Genomic DNA, 19,772 nt, shown 5'->3' with positions numbered 1-19,772 from the left:
GGGGCTGCTTTATTTTTTTATATCCCACTGGACGGGGCGGGCGGGCGTGCACCGGGGGGTTCTCGGGGGGTGGTTCGGGGGGCGCCACCCGGGGGGGGGGGGGACGCCGACCGGCGTCCCCGCCCCATTGAACCGTTCTTTACCCGCGCTCGGGCGGGCGGGTCAGAGGCGGCAGGCGTGGATGTTGGTGACCAGGATGGCCCGGGCGCCGATGCCCCAGAGGTCGTCCATGATCTGCTGGGCCTCCTTGCGGAGCACCATCGACCGCACCGCGACCCAGCCCTCGGTGTGCAGCGGCGAGACGGTCGGCGACTCCAGGCCCGGGGTGAGCGCGACGGCCGCGCCGACCTTCTCGGCGCGGATGTCGTAGTCCATCAGCACGTAGCGGCGGGCCACCAGCACGCCCTGGAGGCGGCGCAGGAACTGCTCCACCCGGGTGTCCTCGCCCGCGCCCTTGGGCCGGATCACCACGGAGTCGGAGACCAGGATCGGCTCGCCGAACACCTCCAGGCCGGCGTTGCGCAGGCTGGTGCCGGTCTCCACCACGTCGGCGATCACGTCGGCGACGCCCAGCTGCACCGCGGTCTCGACCGCGCCGTCCAGCTTGGTGACCGTCGCCTTCACGCCGTGGTCGGCCAGGTGCTGCTCGACCAGGCCGGTGTACGAGGTGGCGATCCGCAGGCCCTCCAGGCCCTTGACGTCCTCGACGTCCACGCCCTCGGGGCGCGCGAAGCGGAAGGTCGACCCGGCGAAGCCGAGGGCGAGCACCTCCTCGGCGTTGGAGTGCGAGTCCAGCAGCAGGTCGCGGCCGGTGATGCCGACGTCGAGGCGGCCGGAGCCCACGTACACCGCGATGTCGCGCGGGCGGAGGAAGAAGAACTCCACCTCGTTGTTCGGGTCGACGAGGACGAGCTCCTTGGGGTCCTTCCGCTGGCGGTAGCCGGCCTCATGGAGCATCTCCGCCGCGGGACCCGAGAGCGAACCCTTGTTGGGGACGGCGATGCGCAGCATGGGAGGTTGCTTCCTTACCTGTTCGGAGGATGGGGGTGCTCGGGAGAGCGGGGGTGTCTAGAGGTACTTGTAGACGTCGTCGAGCGTCAGTCCGCGGGCGATCATCATCACCTGGAGGTGGTAGAGGAGCTGCGAGATCTCCTCCGCCGTCTGCTCGTCCGTCTGGAACTCGGCGGCCATCCAGACCTCGGCGGCCTCCTCGACGACCTTCTTGCCGATCGCATGGACGCCCTGCTGGACGAGCTGCGCGGTACGGGAGGACGAGGGGTCGCCGGTGGCGGCCTTCTGCTGGAGCTCGGCGTAGAGCTCCTCGAATGTCTTCGAAGCCATGATGGGGCCACCTTACGGCGTGCGGGCGGACGGACGGTAAACGGTCCCGGAGCGTGGACAGTCGGGTGGACGTCCGCGCTCCGGGACCGGACGGACCGGGTGCGGCCCCGTGTCAGAGCGCGGCGCGCAGCGCCACGACGGTGGCGACGGCGGCGGTGACGGCCTCGTGGCCCTTGTCCTCGGCGGAGCCGGGCAGGCCGGCGCGGTCGATCGCCTGCTCCTCGTTGTCGCAGGTCAGCACGCCGAAGCCGACCGGGACGCCGGTGTCCACGCTGACCTGGGTGAGGCCGCTGGTGGCCGCCTGGCAGACGTAGTCGAAGTGCGGGGTCCCGCCGCGGATCACCACGCCGAGGGCGACCACGGCGTCGTAGCCGCGCTCGGCGAGGCGCTTGGCGGCGACCGGCAGCTCGAAGGTGCCGGGCACCCGCAGCACGGTCGGCTCGGCGACGCCCAGCTCCTTGAGCGCACGGTGGGCGCCGTCCAGCAGGCCGTTCATCACCGTGTCGTGCCACTGGGCGGCGACGACGGCGACCTTGAGGCCGGCGGCGCCGTCGATGGTCAGCTCGGGGGCTCCGTGACCGCTCATGTTCTCTTCCGTTCTCTGGTGTCGTCGCTGGTTCTGAGGTGTGCGGCTTCAGGAGCCGAGGCCGGGCAGGTCGTGGCCCATCCGGTCGCGCTTGGTGCGCAGGTAGCGCAGGTTGTGCTCGCCGGGCGCGATCTCGACCGCTTCGCGCCCCTTGACCTTGAGCCCGTGCTCGGTGAGCGCGGTCAGCTTCTGCGGGTTGTTGGTGAGCAGGGTGAGCGAGCGGACGCCGAGGTCCACCAGCATCTGGGCCGCGATGCTGTAGTCGCGGGCGTCGGCGGGCAGGCCGAGGTCCAGGTTGGCGTCGACGGTGTCCCGCCCCCGCTCCTGCAGCTCGTACGCGCGCAGCTTGTGGGCCAGGCCGATCCCCCGCCCCTCGTGGCCTCGCAGGTACAGCACCACGCCGCGCCCGGCCTCGGCGACCCGCCGCAGCGAGGCCTCCAGCTGCGGGCCGCAGTCGCAGCGCAGCGAGCCGAAGACGTCACCGGTCAGGCACTCGGAGTGGACCCGCACCAGGACGTCCTCGCCGTCCGGCAGCCGCCCCTCCGCGTCCAGGCCGCCGGCCACCAGCGCGAGGTGCTCGACGCCGTCGATGGTCCCCCGGTAGCCGACGGCGGTGAACTCCCCGTGCACGGTGGGCAGGCCGGTGGCGGCGGCCCGGTCGACGTGCAGCTCGGTGCGGCGGCGGTAGGCGATCAGGTCCTCGATGGAGATGATCGCCAGGCCGTGCTCGCGGGCGAAGGCGACCAGCTCGGGCAGCCGGGCCATGGTGCCGTCGTCGTTGACCACCTCGGCGATCGCGCCGGCCGGCGGCAGCCCGGCGAGCCGGGCCAGGTCGACGGCGGCCTCGGTGTGGCCGGGGCGGACCAGCACGCCGCCCTCGACGGCGCGCAGCGGGAAGACGTGCCCGGGGCGGGTGAGGTCGCCGGGCTCGGTGCCGGGCGAGGAGAGCAGCCGTACGGTGCGGGCGCGGTCGGCGGCGGAGATGCCGGTGTCGACCCCCTCCCGGGCGTCCACCGAGACGGTGTACGCGGTGCCCTTGCGGTCCTCGTTGACCTGGGTCATCGGCGGGAGCTTGAGGCGGTCCAGCTCCTCGCCGGTCATCGGGGCGCAGATCACGCCGGAGCTGTAGCGGACGGTGAAGGCCATCAGCTCGGCGGTCGCGGCGGACGCGGCGAAGACGATGTCGCCCTCGTTCTCGCGGTCCTCGTCGTCGACCACGACCACGGCGCGGCCGAGCGCGATGTCGGCGATCGCCCGCTCGACCGGGTCGAGGACGAGCTCGGGGTCGGAGTCGGGCCCGGTGGCCCCGTTGCTGGACTGGTTCTCGGTCATCTCGGTCATACCGTGGCTCCCTGCGGGACGGTGGCGGACTTGGCGCGCGGCTCACGGGTGCTCAGCCACCAGGACCGCAGGCCGAGCAGCACCAGGACGAAGTAGACGGAGTAGGTGAGGCCGGAGAAGGTGTAGCCGCTGTTGAAGGCGAACGGCACGCCGACCGCGTCGACCGCGATCCAGGCGAACCAGAACTCCACCCAGCCGCGGGCCTGGGCGACCATCGCGGCCAGCGTGCCGACGAAGACGTAGGCGTCCGACCAGGGGCTCCAGGACAGGCTGGGGTAGGACGTGAAGAGCAGGGCGAGCGCGACCGTGCCGGCCGCCGTACCCGCCGCCAGCGCGATCCGCTCGCGCCAACTCGCGAACCGTACGGCGATCGTGCCGCCCTCGCGGCGGCCCCGCTGCCACTGCGCCCAGCCCCAGGCGGCGGTGACGATCACGATCAGCTGCTTGCCGATCAGGCCGGGGACGTGGCCGCCGAGGTAGGCCGCGATCAGCACCGCGCCGGACAGCAGCTGGACCGGCCAGCTCCAGACCGAGCGGCGCCAGCCGAGCGCGAGCCCGCCGAGGCCGAGGATGTTGCCGAACATGTCGGCCCACTTGACGTGTTCGCCGAGGACGGTGAACGCCTCGCCGCTGAGCCAGCTCACTCGGACTCCCCCGGGGTTCCGTCGACCGGCAGGCCGGACGGGGTGGACGGGCTGGAAAGGTCGGACGGGTGGGGCGGGTTGGAAAGGTTCGGCAGGTTCGGGAAGTCGGGCAGGGTGCGGGACTCCAGGAGGCGCTCGACGTACTTCGCGAGCACGTCCACCTCCAGGTTGACGCCCTCCCCTACGGCCTTGGCGCCGAGCGTGGTCAGCGCGAGGGTGGTCGGGATGAGGCTGACGGTGAAGCTGTCCGCGGCCGCCTCCACCACGGTGAGGCTGACGCCGTCGACCGTGATCGAGCCCTTCTCCACCAGGTAGCGGGAGATCGTGCCGGGCAGCGAGAACCGCAGCACCTCCCAGCGCAGTTCGCCCGCCGCGTCGCGCTCGCCCGGCTCGCGGCTCAACAGCCGCCCGGTGGCGTCGACATGGCCCTGGACGAGGTGGCCGCCCAGCCGGGCGCCGAGCGCCATGGCGCGCTCCAGATTGACCCGCGAGCCGGGCGCCAGCTCGCCGAGGCTGGAGCGGTGCAGCGTCTCGGCCATCACGTCGGCGCTGAACTCGCCGGTGCCGGCGGCCAGTTCCGCCGGGCTGTCGACGACGGTCAGGCACACGCCGTTGACCGCGATGGAGTCGCCGTGCCGGGCACCCGTACAGACCACCGGGCCGCGCAGGCGGATCCGCGAGGAGTCGCCGATCTCCTCGATCGACACGACCTCGCCGAGCTCTTCGATGATGCCGGTGAACACCCGGGTTCTCCTCGCGCTTGGGGCGCGGACTCCGGGGCGGCATGGGAGATGACACGGACGGGCACCGGCGCACGGACCCGGGACACACCCGTCGCCGGGGATGCCGAGGCCACCGGGAGATCGCTCGCCCGGCACGGGAGACACCGCTCCCGTCGTTCACCTGACCGGGGCCCGGGAGGCAGTCTCCTGCCAGTGGACCCACGGGTACTGCTCTTCGTCCGCCCGCGCACGCCTCCCATCCGGACTTTAACCGTCGGTCCAGGAATTTCACCTGGTCAACCGGCCGCTGGCTGCGGACGGGTCGCGGACTGTAACCGCCGGTTCGGATTTTCACCGACCCCGGAGTGCGCTGAACGTCACTGCTTGATGCCGTCATTGTGCCACGGTCGGCGCAAGGGCAGGGAGGGCCTCCGGCTGTGGTCTGTTTCACGGGCTTGCGGGGAATGCGCGGCGGGGTGCTACCGCGGCTCCGCCGGGGGGCGAGCGTACGTTGGAGGGCCATGTGCGCGGGGGTGCGCGTGTTCGGCGGGCCATGCGCTCGGAGGGCCGCGGCTCAGAGGGCCGCGGGGGCGGTGATCGACGTGAAGTGGGTGACCTCCGGCGGGTGGGCGAGGTAGCTCAGCTCGCCCTCCGACCAGACCGGCCGGATCCGCCACATCGGCCCCGCGTACCCGCGCAGCGCCTCCTCGTCGCGCCAGCGGCTCAGCACCAGCACCCGGTGCCCGTCCTCGGACACCGAGCGCAGCAGCTCGCCGCCGAGGCAGCCGTCGGTCCGCCCGAGCTGCGGGATCACCTGGGCGGCCAGGTGCGCGCAGAACTCCTCGATGCGACCGGCCGAGACCTGCCCGGCCCAGATCCTGACGATCACGACCACCACCTCCGGCTGCGGCTGGCGTCCCGCGCCCGGGCATCCCTCGCCCGGGCGCGCTGACCACTGACCCGGCGGTCCCCGCCCGGCGAGCCCCGAGCCAGTGGTCCCTGGCCCCCATTATGAGCGGAAAACCGCTGGTGGGGAGGGGTGGGGCCGGAATTTCACGGAGGGTTGCCAGGGCCCGGGGAACGGGGTGCGCCGAGCGGCCTCGGCTACATTCCCGGTATGACGACCACACCGGAATCTGTCGTTTCGTCAACCACCGCAACCACCGCGCCGAACCGGCCGGGCAGCCTGTTCGACGCCCTCCACGCGGGCGCGCTCAGCGATCCCGCCCAGCTGCGCGAGATCTACGAGCAGCCCGGCGACCAGGCGCGCCGCAAGCAGGTCGACCACCTGCACGAGGTCGCCCAGCGCCTGATCGCCTGCTCCCCGCTGGTCTTCGTGGCCAGCGCGGACGCCGCCGGGCGCTGCGACGTCTCCCCGCGCGGCGGGCCGGCCGGGCTGGTCTCGGTGCTCGACGAGTACACCCTGGCCATTCCGGACGCCACCGGCAACAAGCGCTTGGACACCCTGCACAACATCCTGGAGTCCGGCCGGGTCGGGCTGCTCTTCGTCGTCCCCGGCCGGGACGCCACCCTGCGGGTCAACGGGCGCGCCTGCGTCTCGACCGACCCGGAGCTGCTGCGGCAGCTGACCGCCGTCGGCAAGCCGCCGCGCAGCGCCATCGTGGTCGCCGTCGAGGAGGTGTACGGGCACTGCCCGAAGGCCTTCCTGCGCTCCTCGGCGTGGAAGCCGGAGAACTGGCTGGCCAAGGACGCGCAGCCGAGCTCGGCGGAGGTCACGCTCTCGCACCTGCGGGACGAGTCGCTGACCGTGGAGATGATCGAGCAAATCGAGCGGGAGGCGCTGCTGTACCGGTACGAGTGAGGTAGCGGGGACTTCTCTGCTCGGGGTCCCCGTCTCGCCGTGAGTGGCCGGCGGTCGGTTTGGCGGGTGCTCGGCGAGGTGCTCGGCGAGGTGCCCGGCGGCCGGCCCGGGTGGGTCGGGCGCCGGGCCGCGCGCCCGGTCGGTCTCGGGGCTCCGCTGCCCCGGGCTCAGGCCGCCTTGGGAAGGTCCACCACGGGCGCGCCGTCGGCGGCCCGCTGGACCGCCTCGACGCCCTTGTGGGCCGCGTCCTTGCTGGCGTAGCCCTGGCCGGTGGCGACGATCTCGCCGTTGCCCGCCTTGAGCCGGAACCGGTACTTGCCACCGGCGTCCTGATAGACCTCGAACTTGCCCGACATCGGGGCCACCTCCTCGCGGGGCCTCCTCGTGGAGCGCTCGATGCGCCCGCTGTCCGGCCCCCGGCGCCACCGTGCGCCCGGCACCGCCCAGGCCGCACCCGGGCGGCGGCCGGACGGGTGATGCCGGGCCCACCGGGGTTTGCGGAGGTGCCGGGGCGGCCGGCCGGTGGTTTGAATGGACGGATGGACTGCGTCTTCTGTGCGGTGGTGGCGGGCGAGGAGCCGGCCCACCGGGTGCTGGACGACGAGGTGGCGGTGGCCTTCCTGGACCGCCGGCCGCTGTTCCCCGGGCACGTCCTGGTCGTGCCGCGCGCCCACCACCCGACGCTGGCCGACCTGCCCGCCGCCGAGGTCGGGCCGTTCTTCCTGCGGGTGCAGCGGGTGGCGGGGGCCGTCGAGCGCGGGCTGGGCGCGGCGGGCAGTTTCGTGGCGGCGAACAACCGGATCAGCCAGTCGGTGCCGCACCTGCACGTCCACGTGGTGCCGCGCAATCCGAAGGACGGGCTGCGCGGGTTCTTCTGGCCTCGGCGGCGATATCCGGACGAGGCGGGGGCGGCGGAGGTCGCGGCCCGGCTGCGGGAGGCGCTGGAGGAGTGACGGGGGCGGGGCTCCGGCTCCGTGCCCTGCCGTGGGGATCGCGCGGGGGTCGGTTGGGGGTCGGCGGGGGTCGTACCTCCGCAGGAGCATCGGCGGGGTCGATATCGTTTTCCGGGCGGACGATCCGGCCGAACGGGGCGCCTAGGCTCGCGAGCATGAACGAACTCGCCTGTCTCGTGCAGCAGACGGCCGACCGGCTCGCGGGCCGACACGTCGGCGCGGTGGTCGCCGGGCTGGCCGGCGACGACGTGGAGATCCGGGGTGCCGGGCGGACCGGTCCGGGCGGTGGGATACCCGGGCCGCACACGCTGTTCGACATAGGCTCCGTCACCAAGGTGTTCACCTCGCTCGTGCTCGCACGGCTGGCGCTCGACGGAGCCGTCCGGCTGGACGAACCGCTCGCCGAGGTGCTCACGGGGGCCTCGGGCGGTCGGGCCGTCGTCCCGGCCAGGGGCCCGCAGCCGATCACCCTGCGGCACCTCGCCACCCACACCTCTGGGCTCCCCCGGCTGCCCCGGGGCATGCTGGCGCAGTCACTGCTGTCCCCCAACAAGCCCGATCCGTACGCCGGTTGCACCACCGAGCGGGTGCTCGACGGGCTCGCTCGGACGCGGCTGCGGACCGCGCCCGGGCGCGGCTTCCGCTACTCCAACCTCGGCGCGGGGCTGCTCGGCCTGGCCCTCGCGCAGCGGTCCGGCGTCGGGTACGAGGACTTGGTGGCGCGCGAGGTCTGCGCACCGCTGGGCCTGGTGGACACCTGCGTGCGGTCGGACGAGGAGCAGTCCGCGCGGCTGGCGCACGGGCACACGCCGGGCGGCCGGCCGGTGCCGCACTGGGGCTTCGGGGCCGTGCCCGGCATGGGCGGGCTCCGGTCGACCGCCGCCGACCTGGTGGTGTTCCTGCGGGCCCAACTCGCCGCCGAGCGCGAGCCGGAGGCGCCACTGTCGGCGGCGATCGCCCTCACCCGGGAGACCCGCCACCGGGTCAACCCCTTCGCCTGGACGCACCTGGGCTGGCTCGGGCACCGGCTGCACACCCAGCAGGGCGGGCACCTCCAGATCTGGCACAACGGGGGCACCGGCGGGTTCCGTTCGTTCGTGGCCTTCGACCCGGAGAAGCGGGTCGGCGCCGTGGTGCTGGCCAACACCCGCCGGTCGGTCGATCCGGCGGGCACGGCGCTGCTGCGCGGGCTGCAGATCGGGTTCGCGACGACGGGGTGAGGGCGGTGACGGGGGTTCCGGCGGTGACGGGGGGGATTTCGATCGGAATGTGCCGATCGGCACTGTCGGCGGGCGCGGTGAGGAGTCGATCCTGGGCATCCGATGGTTGCGGCCCTCCTGAGGGGTTGCCGCGGAGCGGAGGGAGCTCGGTATGACGGTGGTGCGGGCCGCCCGGGCGGGCGTTGCGGCCCCGCCCAGGGGCACCTGGGCCGTTCGTCCCCACCCCCGTGGCGGGCGGCTGCGGCCGGGGCGCGATGATGGCGGGGCCGAACCAGGCCAAAAGGTGCTGATTGGCTCTGTCGCCGGGGGCGGCGCGCGGTCGATGCTGGGGTTCTGGAAGTCGCGGTTCCGTTGGGGGAGCCCTCCGACTGAGCCGAGTGAAAGGGGGCCGACGTGGCGGTGACGTGGTCGCCGACGCGGGTGCGGTCGGCGGGTGCGACCGGTTCTGCCGACCTGGCCGCTTCTGCCGGTGCGGCCGGCATGGCTGGTTCGGCCGGCGCTGCCGGTCGACTGGGCCCGGTGCTGCGGGTGCACAGACGGTTCCGGCCGCTGTCCTGGCCGGCGCGGGTGTGGCTGCACTCCTGCGGGGTGGCCGTCTCCGTGGTGGTCTGTCTGGCGCTCGGCGAGTGGTGGCCCGCGCCCGTACTGGCCGCCGCCGCGGTGGTGGCGGTGAGCGGGTACGAGCGGCTGCGGCCCACACCCGGGCTGCGCTCCGTACGGGTCCACGAGGGTGGGCTGGTGCTGGTCTCGGCCGGCGGCGGCGAGGAGCCGCTGCCCTGGCGCGCGATGGAGGCCACCGAGTACTCCCCGGGAGGGCCGCACGGGGAGTACGAGCACGGGCGAATATGGCCGGCGGGCGCGGACGAGCCGCTGGTGCTGGCGCACCTGGGCGGGCTGGGCAGGCTGTTCCGGGAGCTGGAGGAGCGCCTCTCCCCCGGGCTCCGGGCCGCCCTGCACGAGACGCTGCGCACGGAAGGAAGCGTCCGCTTCGTCCGGGGGCGACTGACGGTGACGGCCGGCGGGCTGGTGCACCGGCCGCCGCACCCGCTCGCCGCGACGGAGGCCTACCGGTGGCCGGAGGTGCACTCGGCCCGGGCCTCAGCCCTCGGCGAGCTGGAGGTCCGGACGCACTCGGCCGGTCTCCCGCTCACCTTCCCGGTGCCCAACGCCCGTGCGGCCGCAGGCTTCCTGGAGGACCTCCGGACGGCCTCCACCGGCTGACGGCCCGCCCGGGCCGAGCAGCCCCGGTGCAGGTTCCCGCATGTTCGCGCAGGTTCGCCCGGGCCCGCCCCCTAGGGGGCGCCACAGTGCCTTCCGGAAGGGATCAGTACGCCGCTGAGTGGACGTCAGTTCCGTGGCGGGCGGCCTACGGTCGCTGACATGAGCCGACTCCGTACGACCGCCGCCGCTGCGGCCCTGCTGCTCGCGCTGCCGCTGTCCGTCGCCGCCGCCGCGCCGGCCCTGGCGGCCGCGCCCGCCAGCTCCGCCACCGCTCCCGCGAACCCGACCACCCGGGCCGCCGCCCAGGTCGAACTCCCCCGCCCGACCGGGCCGTACGCGGTCGGGCAGGAGGTCCTGCACCTCGTGGACCAGAACCGTCCGGACCCGTGGGTGCCCGCCGCCGGTCCGCGCCAGCTGATGGTCTCGATGTACTACCCCGCGCACGCCGGGACGGGCACCCCCGCCCCGTACATGACGCCCGCCGCCGCCCGCGCGCTGCTGGACGGGAAGCTGCCGGGCAACACCATCCCGACCGAGGCGGTGTCCGGCACCCGGACGTGGGCGGAGTCCGGGGCCCGCCCCCAGGGCGGCCACTACCCGCTGGTGGTCCTGTCGCCCGGCTTCACCATGCCGCGCGCCACGCTCAGCAGCCTCGCCGAGGACCTGACCAGCCGCGGCTACGTCGTCGCGCTGGTCGACCACACCTACGAGAACACCGGGACCACCTTCCCCGACGGTCGGACGCTCCCCTGCGAGGTGTGCGGGACGCTGAGGACCCAGGAGGCCTGGGAGGCCCTGGACGCGAGCCGGGCGAAGGACGTCTCCTTCGTCATCGACCAGTTGACCGACCGCCCGCACCCGGCCTGGCGCTACGCCCGGCTGATCGATCGCGACCGGATCGCCATGGCCGGACACTCCGCCGGTGGCGCCGCCACCGTCCCGGCCCTGCTCACCGACGACCGGATCCGGGCCGGGGTCGACCTGGACGGCACCATGGACTACCTGGTGCCCGAGTCCGGCATCAAGGGCAAGCCGTACCTGATGATCGGCCACCCGCTGCCCGGCGGCGGCGAGGACGAGAGCTGGCTCAGGAGCTGGCCCCGGCTGGACGGCTGGAAGCGCTGGCTGACCGTCGACGGCACCGACCACGGCAGCTTCACCGACTTCCCGCTCTTCTTCGACGGGCTCGGCCTCCCCAAGGGCCCGGACACCACCATCGGCAGCCAGCGGGCCGTCGCCCTCACCAGGCAGTACGTCGGGGCGTTCTTCGACCTCCAGCTGAAGGGCGTCCCCCAGCCGCTGCTCGACGGGCCGAGCGCCGCCAACCCGGAGGTGCGGTTCACCCCCTGACGGCCGTCCCCGGGGCAGCGATTTCCGAGTGACAGCGGTTCCCGGGGCGGGGCCGTCGGCAGCGCGCCGGCGGCCCCGTCGGCGTACGGGCGCTCTGCCGACGGTCAGTCGGGCAGCACCGCCGCCGAGGCGATCGGTTCGAGCAGCGGGTGGGGGCGGACCAGGGCGCGGGAGACCGGGTCCTCGCGGTGGCCGCCGGCCCGGGCGGGGTTGGGGCGCATGACGACCGCGGTCGGCGGGACGGGCCCGCCGCCGCAGGCCGGGCAGACGCCGACGAGGTCGAGGTCGGTGCCGCAGACGGCGTGCGCGAAGAGGTGGTACGGGCCCCCCTCGGTGGCATGCCGGCCGCCCCAGCGACTCAACTGGTAGAGCGGGCCCCAGAGTTCGAGGCCAATGCTAGTGAGCAGGTAGCCATGGCGCAGCGGCGCCTGCTGGTACGGCTCCTTGCACAGCACCCCGGCCGCGACCAGGGCGTTGAGGCGCGAGGTGAGGACGGCGCGCGGGATGCCGAGGTGGGCGAGGAAGTCGTTGAAGCGCTGCACGCCGTAGAACGCGTCGCGCACGATCAGCAGGCTCCAGCGCTCGCCGACCACCTCCAGGGCGCGGGCCAGCGCGCACTCCTGCAGTTCGTAGTCGGTTCCCAGGGCCATGGGCGTCAGCCTAGTCCACCCCTCCGGTGGGTTCAATGAACAGACCAGCGGTGGTAGCGTGCCATTCGAGACGAAGGTTCATTCACCAGACCATAAAGGTCCGGCCCTCGGAGGGAACACCCATGCCCCCCGCACCACCTGGCTCCTCACCCGCCTCCTCCCCCGCCACCCCCACCACCCCCGCCGCCCCGGGTCCGCGCGTCCGGCCCGGGGCCACGCTGGCGACCACCGCGGCGGCGACCGCCCTGACCACCGTCGCGTACACCGCCCCCACCGCCTCGCTCGCCGCCACCGCCCAGGCCGCCCACCTGGGCGCCTCCGGCCGCACCTGGATCCTCACCGGCACCCTGGTCGGCATCTCGGCGCTGCTGCTCACCGCCGGGAGCGCCGCCGACGACCACGGCCGCAAGCGGGTCTTCACCTTCGGCGTGCTGCTGTTCGCCGCCGCCGAGGCGCTGGCCGCCCTCGCCCCCGGCGGCGCCGTCTACCTGGCCTCCCGGGTACTCCTCGGCGCCGCCTCGGCCGCCGTCCTGGCCCCCGCGCTCGGCCTGATCAGCCACGCCCACCCGCCCGGGCCCGGCCGGATCCGGGCGCTCGGCGTCTGGGGCGCGGCGGTCGGGCTGGGCATCGCGATCGGGCCGGTGTACGGCGCCCTGGTCCAGCAGTGGGCCGGATGGCGCGCGGTCAGCGGCGGGATCGCGGCGGCCGCAGCCGTGGTGGCCGGCTGCGCCGCCGGGGTCCTCACCGAGTCACGGGCCGAACGCCCGCGTGCCCTCGACCCGTACGGGGTGCTCACCCTGGCCGCCGGCACCTCCTGCCTGATCGCCGGACTGGCCGAAGGCCGCGACGGCTGGGGACAGCCCGCCGTGGTGGCACTGCTGGCGGGCGGGGTGCTGCTGCTGGCGGCGTTCGCCGTGGTCGAGGCGAAGGTCCGGGAGCCGATGCTGGACCTCGCCCTGTTCCGCAGCCCCGGCTTCATCGCGGCCACCGGCGGGGCGCTGTTCACCGGGCTGGCCCTGGTCGGCTTCATGAGCTACCTGCCCACCCTGCTCCAGGGCGTGCTCGGCCTGTCCGGCCCGGCCGCGGCCGGCGTGCTGGCCCTGTGGTCGGGCCTCTCGGTGGTCTCCGCGCTCCAGGCCCGCCACCTGGCCACCCGCCTGCCCGCCACCGCCCAGGTCGCCCTCGGCCTGCTCGTCTGCGGCACCGGCGAGGCCGCGCTGTACGGGCTCACCCCCGGCTCGTCCTGGCTGCGACTGGCCCCGGGACTCGCCGTCGCGGGCATCGGCAGCGGCATCCTCAACGCGGCGCTCGCCCGGCTCGCGGTCAGCAGCGTCCCCGCACACCGGGCCGCCATGGGCTCCGGCGCCAACAACACCTCCCGCTACCTGGGTTCGGCCCTCGGCGTGGCCCTCACCGTCACCGTCGCCGGCTCCCCCCACCCCACCGCCCACACCCTCGCCGCAGGCACCGACCGGGCCACCCTCACCGCCGCCGCCCTCTGCCTCCTCGGCGCCCTCCTCGCCCTCGCCGCCCACACCACCGAATCCCGCACCACCCACCCCACCCCCGTCCCGTGAGCCACCAGACCCCCCTCCCACCCCCGCGAGACACCAGAAGTCGGCCCATCCGACTTCCGCCGCGGCAGCTGAAACGCCTCCCCACCTGTGGCAACACAGGCACCGGTTTTGTCGGCCAACGGTTGAGGTTCTGGACGACTTTCCGTGACCCAGAACCCAAATTGAGCCGCTGCCGATGCCATTTGCCGCAACACGTGGCCTGAAGCAGCGAACCCCGGAGCCGCCGGCGCCGATCCAGGCGCCAGCACCGCGCAACCGGTCCGCCCGAACCACCACCCCAAGGCCTACGCGGAAGGCCTCCGGACGACCGCGCCGAGGCCAACGGACAATTCGCGAGCAGATCGGGAGCCCACACACGGAAATCCCACCCTCCAAGCGCACGAGAAGTCGGCTCAATCGACTTCCCACGCACACCCAGGCGGAAGGACCCTCCCCGGCTCCACCGACATCAACCGGGGCTCGCCCGCCTGGAGCGCAAAGCCGGACACCGGCGAAGCGGGCCCCCGACCAAACGCCCCGTACTGAATAGCGTCACTGGGCGAGGCGCAAGAAGTCGACTGGGCCGACTTCTCGCGCACACACCGGTTCGGGGCCCTGGCGGAGGCCGGAACAACAGGAACCGCGCTCGGGCAGGAAGCACGGAGAGTCGGCTGGATCGACCTCCCGCGCGCTACTCGCCGGTTCGTCGCGGCAGTGGGGGCCGCACCGCCATGGACAACACCTGGGAAGTCGGCCCGGTCGACTTCCTGCGCACGACCGAGGTCAGCGGCTCCCGGGTAGTCGCTCCGAGGCCGACGGATGGCACCGGCGGCTACTCGCGCCGCTGCGGCTCGACACAGGCAAAGCGAGCCCTTGGCAAGAGGCTCCCTAGCGAGCAGCATCACCGGAACAGGACGTAGGAAGTCGGCTCGGCCGACTTCCTGTTCGGACACCTCTCGGAAGGCATGGTGGAGGCCTCACCGACAGGAACCGCACTTGGGTCGGACGCGAGAAGTCGACTGGATCGACTTCTCGCGCGGACACCGGTTGGGAGCCGGGTCGAGGCCGCAGCGACAGGAACCACGCTCGGGCGGGAGGCCCAGAAAGTCGGCTGGATCGACTCCCGCGCGCAACCCACCGATCCGTCGCGGCAGTGAAGGCCACACCGCCATGGACAACACCTGGGAATGGGGTGCAGGAAGTCGGCCCGGTCGACTTCCTGCGCACAACCGGGGTGAGGGGCTCGGGACAGTCGCTCCGAGGCCAACAGATAGCGCGGCACAAGCGAAGCAAGCCCTGGCAATACGCTGCCTGGCGAGCAGGGTCACTGGAGCAGGACATGGGAAGTCGGCCAGGCCGACTTCTCGCGCGGGCACCAGCTCGGGGCGTGGTGGAGGCCGCAGCGACAGGAACCGTGCTCGGGTAGGGCGCACAGGGAGTCGGCTGGATCGACTTCTCGTGCGGGAGCTGCCGGGTCGGGTGGTGGTGGAGGCCCTGCCTCCGTGGGCAGCGCTTGAGGGCGGGGTGTGGGGGCTGGGGCGGCTGCGGTGGGTGGGGGTGCGTGCGAAGATGGCAGGGCTGGTGGGAACGATCTCCGGACGGTTTCTGGGACGGTTCTCTGGCCATGGTGGACGAATACGCGCAGCGCGCGGGGCAGCCTCGGCAGGACGCCCTGCTGATGGTGCCGATCGCCACGGCGCTGATCGACGCCGACGGGCGGATCCTGCACTGGAGCGGTGACGCGGAGGCGTTGCTCGGGCACCCTGCGCAGGAGGCGGTGGGGGCGCGGGCGGCGACGCTGCTGACCTCCGAGGAGCACCGGCCGGAGGTGCTCCAGCTGTTCCGGCAGATCCTGGCGGGCCGGTCGTGGTCCGGGGTGTTCCCGGTGCGGCACCGGGACGGGCACCTGGTGAACCTGGAGTTCCGTACGTATCCGATCCGCGGCCCGGGCGGCGCCCCGATGGTGCTGGCGGTGGCCTCCGAGGTGACGACGCTGCGCCGGCTCCAGGCCGATCTGGCGCTCCTCGACGGGTTCTTCACGCAGTCCCCGGTCGGCATGGCGGTGTTCGACACCGGCCTGCGCTTCGTCCGGTTGAACGCGGCGCTGGCGGACGCGAACGGCCTGGGCGTCGAGGAGCCGCTGGGCCGTCGGCTCACCGAGGTGCTGCCGGGGATCAACGCCCCCGAGTCCGAGGCGGTGATGCGCCGGGTACTGGAGAGCGGCGAGCCGGTGGTGGACGACCTGGCGCACGGCCGTACCCCGGGCGACCCGAGCCACGACCACGCCTGGTCGGCCTCGTACTTCCGGTTGAGGGACCGCGGTGGCCGGGTGCTCGGCGTGTGCGCCACGGTCATCGACATCACCGAGCGGTTCCACGCCGACGCCCAGGCGGCCCGCGCCCAGGAGCGGCTGTCCCTGCTGGTCGACGCGACCGCCTCGATCGGCACCACGCTGGACCTGCGGCAGACCGCCCGGGAGCTGGTCGACGCGATGGTGCCGAGGGTCGCCGACATCAGCGCGGTGTTCGGGCTGGAGGAGCTGGTGGCCGGCCGGAACGTGGAGCCGCCCGCGCCGGACGTCCCGCTGCTGGTGCGCCGCCTGGCGATCGCCTCCGCCGACGCCGTCTACCCGGCCGATTCGCTGCCGGTGGACGCGGTGTACGAGCTGCGGCCGGACTCCCCGTACGCCCGGGCGCTGGCCGGCGGGCGCACGGTGGTGGTGCCCTCCTGGGAGCTGCCGATGCTGAGCGAGCCCGTCCACGAGAGCCGCCGCCAGGCCTACCTGGGCGACCGCCCGCGCTCGGTGCGGATCACCCCGCTGGTGGCGCGCGGTACGACGCTCGGCATGGTGGTGTACTCGCGGCGCGGCGCGCGGGAGTCCTTCGCGGCGGCCGACATCACGCTCGGCGACGAGCTGTCCTCGCGCGCGGCCGTCGCGATCGACAACGCCCGGCTGTACCTGCGCCAGCACCAGACCGTGCTGGCCCGGCAGCAGGCGCTGCGCGAGGCGAGGGCCGCGCAGGAGCGTCTGGCGCTGGTCAACGTGGCCTCCGCCCGGATCGGCACCACGCTCGATCTCGCCCAGACCGCGCAGGAGTTGGCCGAGGTGGCGGCACCGAGGCTGGCCGACACGGTGGTGGTGGAGGTGCTGGAGGAGCTGGTCCGCGGCGAGCGCGAGGCGACCGCCCCGGTGGACGGTTCGGCGCTGCTGCGGCGGATGGCCTTCCACTCGGTGCCCGGCTCGACGCTGGCGCCGATCGCCCGCACCGGCAACCTGCACCGTTTCGTGCCCGGTTCGCCGTACGCCTGGTGCCTGGCGCACCGCAAGCCGGTGCTGGTGCCCAGGATGGACGAGGAGGGCATGGCCTGGTTCGCGGACGACCCGGTGCGGCAGGCCGCCGTACGGGAGCAGAACGTGCTGTCGTTCATGGTGGTCCCGCTGATCGCGCGCGGCACCCCGGTCGGCGTGGCGGGCTTCTACCGCACCCGGGTCGAGCGCCCGTACGATGACGACGACGTGGCGCTGGCCGGGGAGTTGGCGGTGCGGGCGGCCGTCTCGATCGACAACGCGCTGCTGTTCACCCGCGAGCGCGACGCGGCCGCCGCCCGGCAGCGGGCGCTGGACGAGGCGTGGGCCGCCCAGCAGCGGCTGTCGCTGCTGAACGAGGCCAGCAACCGGATCGGCACCACGCTCGATCTGCACCGCACCGCCCGGGAGTTGGTGGAGGTGGTGATCCCGCGCTTCGCCGACTTCGTGACCGTGGACCTGCGCGAGGCGGTGCTCAGCGGCGAGGAGCCCGGGGCGGTCCCGGCGGAGGGCCCGGTGCTGATGCGGGCGGTGGCGGTCGGCGACACCGGCCCGGACGGCGGCATGCTCGGGGCGGCCGACCAGGTGGGCGAGACCTCGCAGTCGGCCGGGCTGTACGCGCAGAGCCTGCGCACCGGGCGCTCGATCCTGGTCTCCGAGGTGACCGAGGAGGAGCTGAGCCGGATCGTCGCCTCGCCCGACCGGGTGCAGCCGAGCCTGGACGCCGGGGTGCACTCGTACCTGATGGTGCCGCTGGTGGCGCGCGGACAGGTGCTGGGCGGCGCGGAGTTCGTCCGCTCCCGCAACCCGGTGCCGTTCGGGTCGGCGGACCGTTCGCTGGCCGAGGAGCTGGCCGCCCGCACCGCGCTGGCGATCGACAACGGACGGCTCTACCGCCGCGAACGGGACACCGCGCTCACCCTCCAACGCAGCCTGCTGCCACAGGAGGTGCACCGCACGCTCGGGCTGGACCTCGCCTACCGCTACCTGCCGAGCAGCGTGGTCAGCGAGGTCGGCGGCGACTGGTTCGACGTGGTACCGCTGTCCTCCGGGCGGGTCGCGCTGATCGTCGGCGACGTGATGGGCCACGGCATCCGGGCCGCCGCCACCATGGGTCAACTCCGCACGGCCGCACGGACGTTGATCACCCTGGACCTGGACCCCGAGCGGGTGCTGTACCGGCTGGACGAGGCGACCGCGGGAATCGGCGAGGGCCAGTTCGCCACCTGCGTCTGCGTGGTCTACGACCCGGTGGACCGCCAGTGCACCGCGGCCAGCGCCGGGCACCTGCCGCCCGTGGTCGCCGACACCGAGGGGCGGGCGCACCTGGTCGAGCTGCCCACCGGCGCCCCACTGGGGGTGGGCGGAGTCGCCTTCGAGAGCGCCGAGTTCACCCTCCCCGAGGAGGGCATCCTGACCCTCTACACGGACGGGCTGGTCGAGCGCCGGGGCCAGGACCTCGACGAGGGACTGCAGTTGCTGTGCCGGACGGTCGCCGACCGGCGCGGCTCGCTGGAACAGACCTGCGACGCCGTCCTGAAGCGGCTCACCGAGACCACCGGCGAGGACGACATCGCCGTCATCATGGCGCAGGTCCGCCCGAAGGGCGCGGACCGGATCGCCACCCTGCGGCTCACCGGCGACCACGCCATGGTCGCCCACTCGCGCCGCTTCACCCGCGAGACGCTGGCCTCCTGGGGGCTCGACGCGCTCATCGACTGGGCCGAGCTGCTCACCAGCGAACTGATCACCAACGCGCTGGTGCACGCCGGATCGCCCACCCAACTGCGGCTGTACTGCAACCGGGTGCTCACCGTCGAGGTCGCCGACCAGGAGTCCGAGGTGCCGCGGATCCGCCGCGCCCGCAGCGAGGACGAGGGCGGCCGGGGCATCCACCTGGTCAACGAGCTCGCGCACCGCTGGGGCAGCCGCCGGACCAAGGACGGCAAGGTGGTCTGGTTCGAGCTGGAGCTGCCCCCGGGGGCAACACCGTCCGCCTGAACGATCGGCGACTGTCGCACCGCGTCTCTCGGCCGGTGCGCGGGCGGCGAGTTGGGGCGGGACACCGAGATCGGGGGGGTGTCGTCAGCGGCCGGCCAGGTCCTCGGCGCGGTAGCGGCCGGAGGGCCTGCGGTCGCGAAGCAGGCCGAGCAGGGCCGGCGCCACCCGCTCGGGCAGCGGCGCGCCGGAGACGTCCTCGCCGGGGCCGGCCTCCTGGAGCATCCGGGTGCGCATGCTGCCCGGGTCCACCGACCAGACCCGCAACTCCGGCTCCTCCCGGGCGAGTACGTCGCCGGCGAGGTCCAACGCGGCCTTGCTGGCACCGTAACCGCCCCAGCCGCGGTAGGGCACCACGGCGGCCTCGGAACTGACGTTGAGGACGGCGCCGGCGTGGGCGCGCAGCTGGGGCAGCACGAGCTGGGTGAGGGCGATCGGGGCGAACGTGTTGACCTCGAAGGTCTCCAGCAGGCCCGGCAGCGGGAAGTCGGCCAGCCGGGGCAGCGGTTGCCCGCCGGGGCCGGGGGCGCCGTTGAGCGTTCCCGCGTTGTTGACCAGCAGGCTCGCGCCGCCGAGCTCCTCCGCGGCCCCGGCCAGGTGGGCGCGGTGGTCGTCGTCGACGACGGGGCCGGGCAGGGCGACGACCCTGGTGACGGCGGCCAGCTCGGCCGCGGCGGCGGCGAGTTCGGCCGCTCCCCGGGCGGTGATCACCAGCTGCCAGCCGTCGGCGGCGAGGGCGCGCGCGAGGGCCAGGCCGAGGCCGCGGGAGGCTCCGGTGACCAGGGCGACGGGAGCGCTCCGCGGTACGGCTGCGCGGCCCGCCCTGCCGGTGCCTGCGCTCGTCATGCCTGCGCTCATGCCCGCGTTGTTGTCTGCGTTGGTGCCTGCGTTCATGCCGCACACCATCCCGCCGCCGGGCCGGTCGGCGGATCGGCCACCGGAACGGGAACCGGCTCGGACGTTGGCCCTAGGGCCTGTGTGAGGTTGCGATCAGTCGGCGTCTCGCAGGAGGTCGTCGACCCAGATCATCGAGGCGCGGAGGTGGAGGCCGGCGAGGTAGC

Annotated in this window: 18 protein-coding genes and 1 riboswitch; of the genes, 8 read left to right on the top strand and 10 right to left on the bottom strand. The window is 73.8% G+C overall.

The annotated features are described in order from the left end of the window. Window positions 1-162: 162 nt before the first annotated feature. The 7 genes from hisG to ACFRQN_RS30875 all read right to left on the bottom strand — a co-directional run bounded on the left by hisG (window position 163) and on the right by ACFRQN_RS30875 (window position 5,523). Complete coding sequence (gene hisG, locus ACFRQN_RS30905; RefSeq protein ID WP_049651342.1) at window positions 163-1,011, bottom strand: ATP phosphoribosyltransferase; 849 nt, start codon at window positions 1,009-1,011, stop codon at window positions 163-165. A gap of 57 nt (window positions 1,012-1,068) precedes the next feature. Then, the gene (locus ACFRQN_RS30900) at window positions 1,069-1,341 is read right to left on the bottom strand and encodes a phosphoribosyl-ATP diphosphatase (protein ID WP_049651341.1); all 273 of its coding nucleotides are present in this window, start codon (window positions 1,339-1,341) and stop codon (window positions 1,069-1,071) included. 112 nt (window positions 1,342-1,453) lie between these two features. After that, window positions 1,454-1,927: a 6,7-dimethyl-8-ribityllumazine synthase gene (gene ribH / locus ACFRQN_RS30895; RefSeq protein ID WP_049651340.1), complete on the bottom strand. Its 474-nt coding sequence runs from the start codon at window positions 1,925-1,927 to the stop codon at window positions 1,454-1,456. Between the two features lie 48 nt (window positions 1,928-1,975). Then, complete coding sequence (locus ACFRQN_RS30890; RefSeq protein ID WP_049651350.1) at window positions 1,976-3,259, bottom strand: bifunctional 3,4-dihydroxy-2-butanone-4-phosphate synthase/GTP cyclohydrolase II; 1,284 nt, start codon at window positions 3,257-3,259, stop codon at window positions 1,976-1,978. Window positions 3,260-3,264: 5 nt separating this feature from the next. Further along, window positions 3,265-3,912, bottom strand: a complete 648-nt coding sequence (locus ACFRQN_RS30885; RefSeq protein WP_049651339.1) for a nicotinamide mononucleotide transporter family protein — start codon at window positions 3,910-3,912, stop codon at window positions 3,265-3,267. Then, window positions 3,909-4,655, bottom strand: coding sequence for a riboflavin synthase (locus tag ACFRQN_RS30880; protein WP_380743537.1), 747 nt, complete (start codon window positions 4,653-4,655; stop codon window positions 3,909-3,911). The genes ACFRQN_RS30885 and ACFRQN_RS30880 overlap by 4 nt, the downstream gene beginning before the upstream one ends. A gap of 223 nt (window positions 4,656-4,878) precedes the next feature. Then, window positions 4,879-5,006, bottom strand: a riboswitch (FMN riboswitch). Between the two features lie 202 nt (window positions 5,007-5,208). Continuing rightward, window positions 5,209-5,523 carry an antibiotic biosynthesis monooxygenase family protein gene (locus tag ACFRQN_RS30875; protein WP_380743535.1) on the bottom strand — a complete coding sequence of 105 codons (315 nt, stop codon included), beginning with the start codon at window positions 5,521-5,523 and terminating at the stop codon, window positions 5,209-5,211. 228 nt (window positions 5,524-5,751) lie between these two features. Between ACFRQN_RS30875 and ACFRQN_RS30870 the strand changes: the two genes are divergently transcribed. After that, on the top strand, window positions 5,752-6,456 hold the full coding sequence (locus ACFRQN_RS30870) for an MSMEG_1061 family FMN-dependent PPOX-type flavoprotein (RefSeq protein WP_380743533.1): 705 nt from the start codon (window positions 5,752-5,754) through the stop codon (window positions 6,454-6,456). A gap of 167 nt (window positions 6,457-6,623) precedes the next feature. Here the strand turns inward: ACFRQN_RS30870 and ACFRQN_RS30865 are convergent, their stop codons facing one another. Further along, window positions 6,624-6,812 (bottom strand): DUF1508 domain-containing protein, encoded by a 189-nt coding sequence (locus ACFRQN_RS30865; RefSeq protein WP_049651337.1) that lies wholly within the window; start codon window positions 6,810-6,812, stop codon window positions 6,624-6,626. Here ACFRQN_RS30865 and ACFRQN_RS30860 point away from each other — a divergent pair. The 5 genes from ACFRQN_RS30860 (at window position 6,802) to ACFRQN_RS30840 (ending at window position 11,200) form a co-directional block, all read left to right on the top strand. Beyond that, the gene (locus ACFRQN_RS30860) at window positions 6,802-6,933 is read left to right on the top strand and encodes a hypothetical protein (RefSeq protein ID WP_259316487.1); all 132 of its coding nucleotides are present in this window, start codon (window positions 6,802-6,804) and stop codon (window positions 6,931-6,933) included. The genes ACFRQN_RS30865 and ACFRQN_RS30860 overlap by 11 nt on opposite strands. Before the next feature lie 62 nt (window positions 6,934-6,995). Further along, complete coding sequence (locus ACFRQN_RS30855; RefSeq protein ID WP_074005165.1) at window positions 6,996-7,409, top strand: HIT family protein; 414 nt, start codon at window positions 6,996-6,998, stop codon at window positions 7,407-7,409. Between the two features lie 155 nt (window positions 7,410-7,564). Next, the gene (locus tag ACFRQN_RS30850) at window positions 7,565-8,629 is read left to right on the top strand and encodes a serine hydrolase domain-containing protein (RefSeq protein WP_380743531.1); all 1,065 of its coding nucleotides are present in this window, start codon (window positions 7,565-7,567) and stop codon (window positions 8,627-8,629) included. Between the two features lie 480 nt (window positions 8,630-9,109). After that, a complete protein-coding gene (locus ACFRQN_RS30845) occupies window positions 9,110-9,850 on the top strand; it encodes a hypothetical protein (RefSeq protein WP_380743529.1) in 741 nt (246 codons plus the stop codon). Between the two features lie 159 nt (window positions 9,851-10,009). Next, window positions 10,010-11,200: an alpha/beta hydrolase family protein gene (locus ACFRQN_RS30840; RefSeq protein WP_380743527.1), complete on the top strand. Its 1,191-nt coding sequence runs from the start codon at window positions 10,010-10,012 to the stop codon at window positions 11,198-11,200. A 104-nt stretch (window positions 11,201-11,304) separates the two neighbouring features. Here ACFRQN_RS30840 and ACFRQN_RS30835 read toward each other — a convergent pair whose 3' ends face one another. Then, window positions 11,305-11,850, bottom strand: a complete 546-nt coding sequence (locus tag ACFRQN_RS30835) for a winged helix-turn-helix transcriptional regulator (protein ID WP_380743525.1) — start codon at window positions 11,848-11,850, stop codon at window positions 11,305-11,307. A gap of 122 nt (window positions 11,851-11,972) precedes the next feature. Here ACFRQN_RS30835 and ACFRQN_RS30830 point away from each other — a divergent pair, with 122 nt between their 5' ends. Further along, window positions 11,973-13,427, top strand: coding sequence for an MFS transporter (locus tag ACFRQN_RS30830; protein WP_380743523.1), 1,455 nt, complete (start codon window positions 11,973-11,975; stop codon window positions 13,425-13,427). A 1,603-nt stretch (window positions 13,428-15,030) separates the two neighbouring features. Further along, a complete protein-coding gene (locus ACFRQN_RS30825; RefSeq protein WP_380743522.1) occupies window positions 15,031-18,714 on the top strand; it encodes a SpoIIE family protein phosphatase in 3,684 nt (1,227 codons plus the stop codon). A gap of 84 nt (window positions 18,715-18,798) precedes the next feature. Here ACFRQN_RS30825 and ACFRQN_RS30820 read toward each other — a convergent pair whose 3' ends face one another. Further along, entirely contained in the window at window positions 18,799-19,557 is a 759-nt protein-coding gene (locus tag ACFRQN_RS30820; RefSeq protein WP_380743520.1) for an SDR family NAD(P)-dependent oxidoreductase, read from the bottom strand. Between the last annotated feature and the right edge of the window lie 215 nt (window positions 19,558-19,772).

This window comes from Kitasatospora sp. NPDC056800 (assembly GCF_042789775.1).
In the GTDB taxonomy this organism is placed as follows: Bacteria; Actinomycetota; Actinomycetes; order Streptomycetales; family Streptomycetaceae; genus Kitasatospora.
This window is presented reverse-complemented; position numbering and strand designations above follow the sequence as displayed.

Bases quoted from the DNA above. Each gene is read 5' to 3' on its own strand.
- hisG (WP_049651342.1), bottom strand. From the start codon at position 1,011: ATGCTGCGCATCGCCGTCCCCAACAAGGGTTCGCTCTCGGGTCCCGCG.
- ACFRQN_RS30900 (WP_049651341.1), bottom strand. From the start codon at position 1,341: ATGGCTTCGAAGACATTCGAGGAGCTCTACGCCGAGCTCCAGCAGAAG.
- ribH (WP_049651340.1), bottom strand. From the start codon at position 1,927: ATGAGCGGTCACGGAGCCCCCGAGCTGACCATCGACGGCGCCGCCGGC.
- ACFRQN_RS30890 (WP_049651350.1), bottom strand. From the start codon at position 3,259: ATGACCGAGAACCAGTCCAGCAACGGGGCCACCGGGCCCGACTCCGAC.
- ACFRQN_RS30870 (WP_380743533.1), top strand. From the start codon at position 5,752: ATGACGACCACACCGGAATCTGTCGTTTCGTCAACCACCGCAACCACC.
- ACFRQN_RS30865 (WP_049651337.1), bottom strand. From the start codon at position 6,812: ATGTCGGGCAAGTTCGAGGTCTATCAGGACGCCGGTGGCAAGTACCGG.
- ACFRQN_RS30855 (WP_074005165.1), top strand. From the start codon at position 6,996: ATGGACTGCGTCTTCTGTGCGGTGGTGGCGGGCGAGGAGCCGGCCCAC.
- ACFRQN_RS30850 (WP_380743531.1), top strand. From the start codon at position 7,565: ATGAACGAACTCGCCTGTCTCGTGCAGCAGACGGCCGACCGGCTCGCG.
- ACFRQN_RS30845 (WP_380743529.1), top strand. From the start codon at position 9,110: ATGGCTGGTTCGGCCGGCGCTGCCGGTCGACTGGGCCCGGTGCTGCGG.
- ACFRQN_RS30840 (WP_380743527.1), top strand. From the start codon at position 10,010: ATGAGCCGACTCCGTACGACCGCCGCCGCTGCGGCCCTGCTGCTCGCG.
- ACFRQN_RS30835 (WP_380743525.1), bottom strand. From the start codon at position 11,850: ATGGCCCTGGGAACCGACTACGAACTGCAGGAGTGCGCGCTGGCCCGC.
- ACFRQN_RS30830 (WP_380743523.1), top strand. From the start codon at position 11,973: ATGCCCCCCGCACCACCTGGCTCCTCACCCGCCTCCTCCCCCGCCACC.
- ACFRQN_RS30825 (WP_380743522.1), top strand. From the start codon at position 15,031: ATGGTGGACGAATACGCGCAGCGCGCGGGGCAGCCTCGGCAGGACGCC.
- ACFRQN_RS30820 (WP_380743520.1), bottom strand. From the start codon at position 19,557: ATGACGAGCGCAGGCACCGGCAGGGCGGGCCGCGCAGCCGTACCGCGG.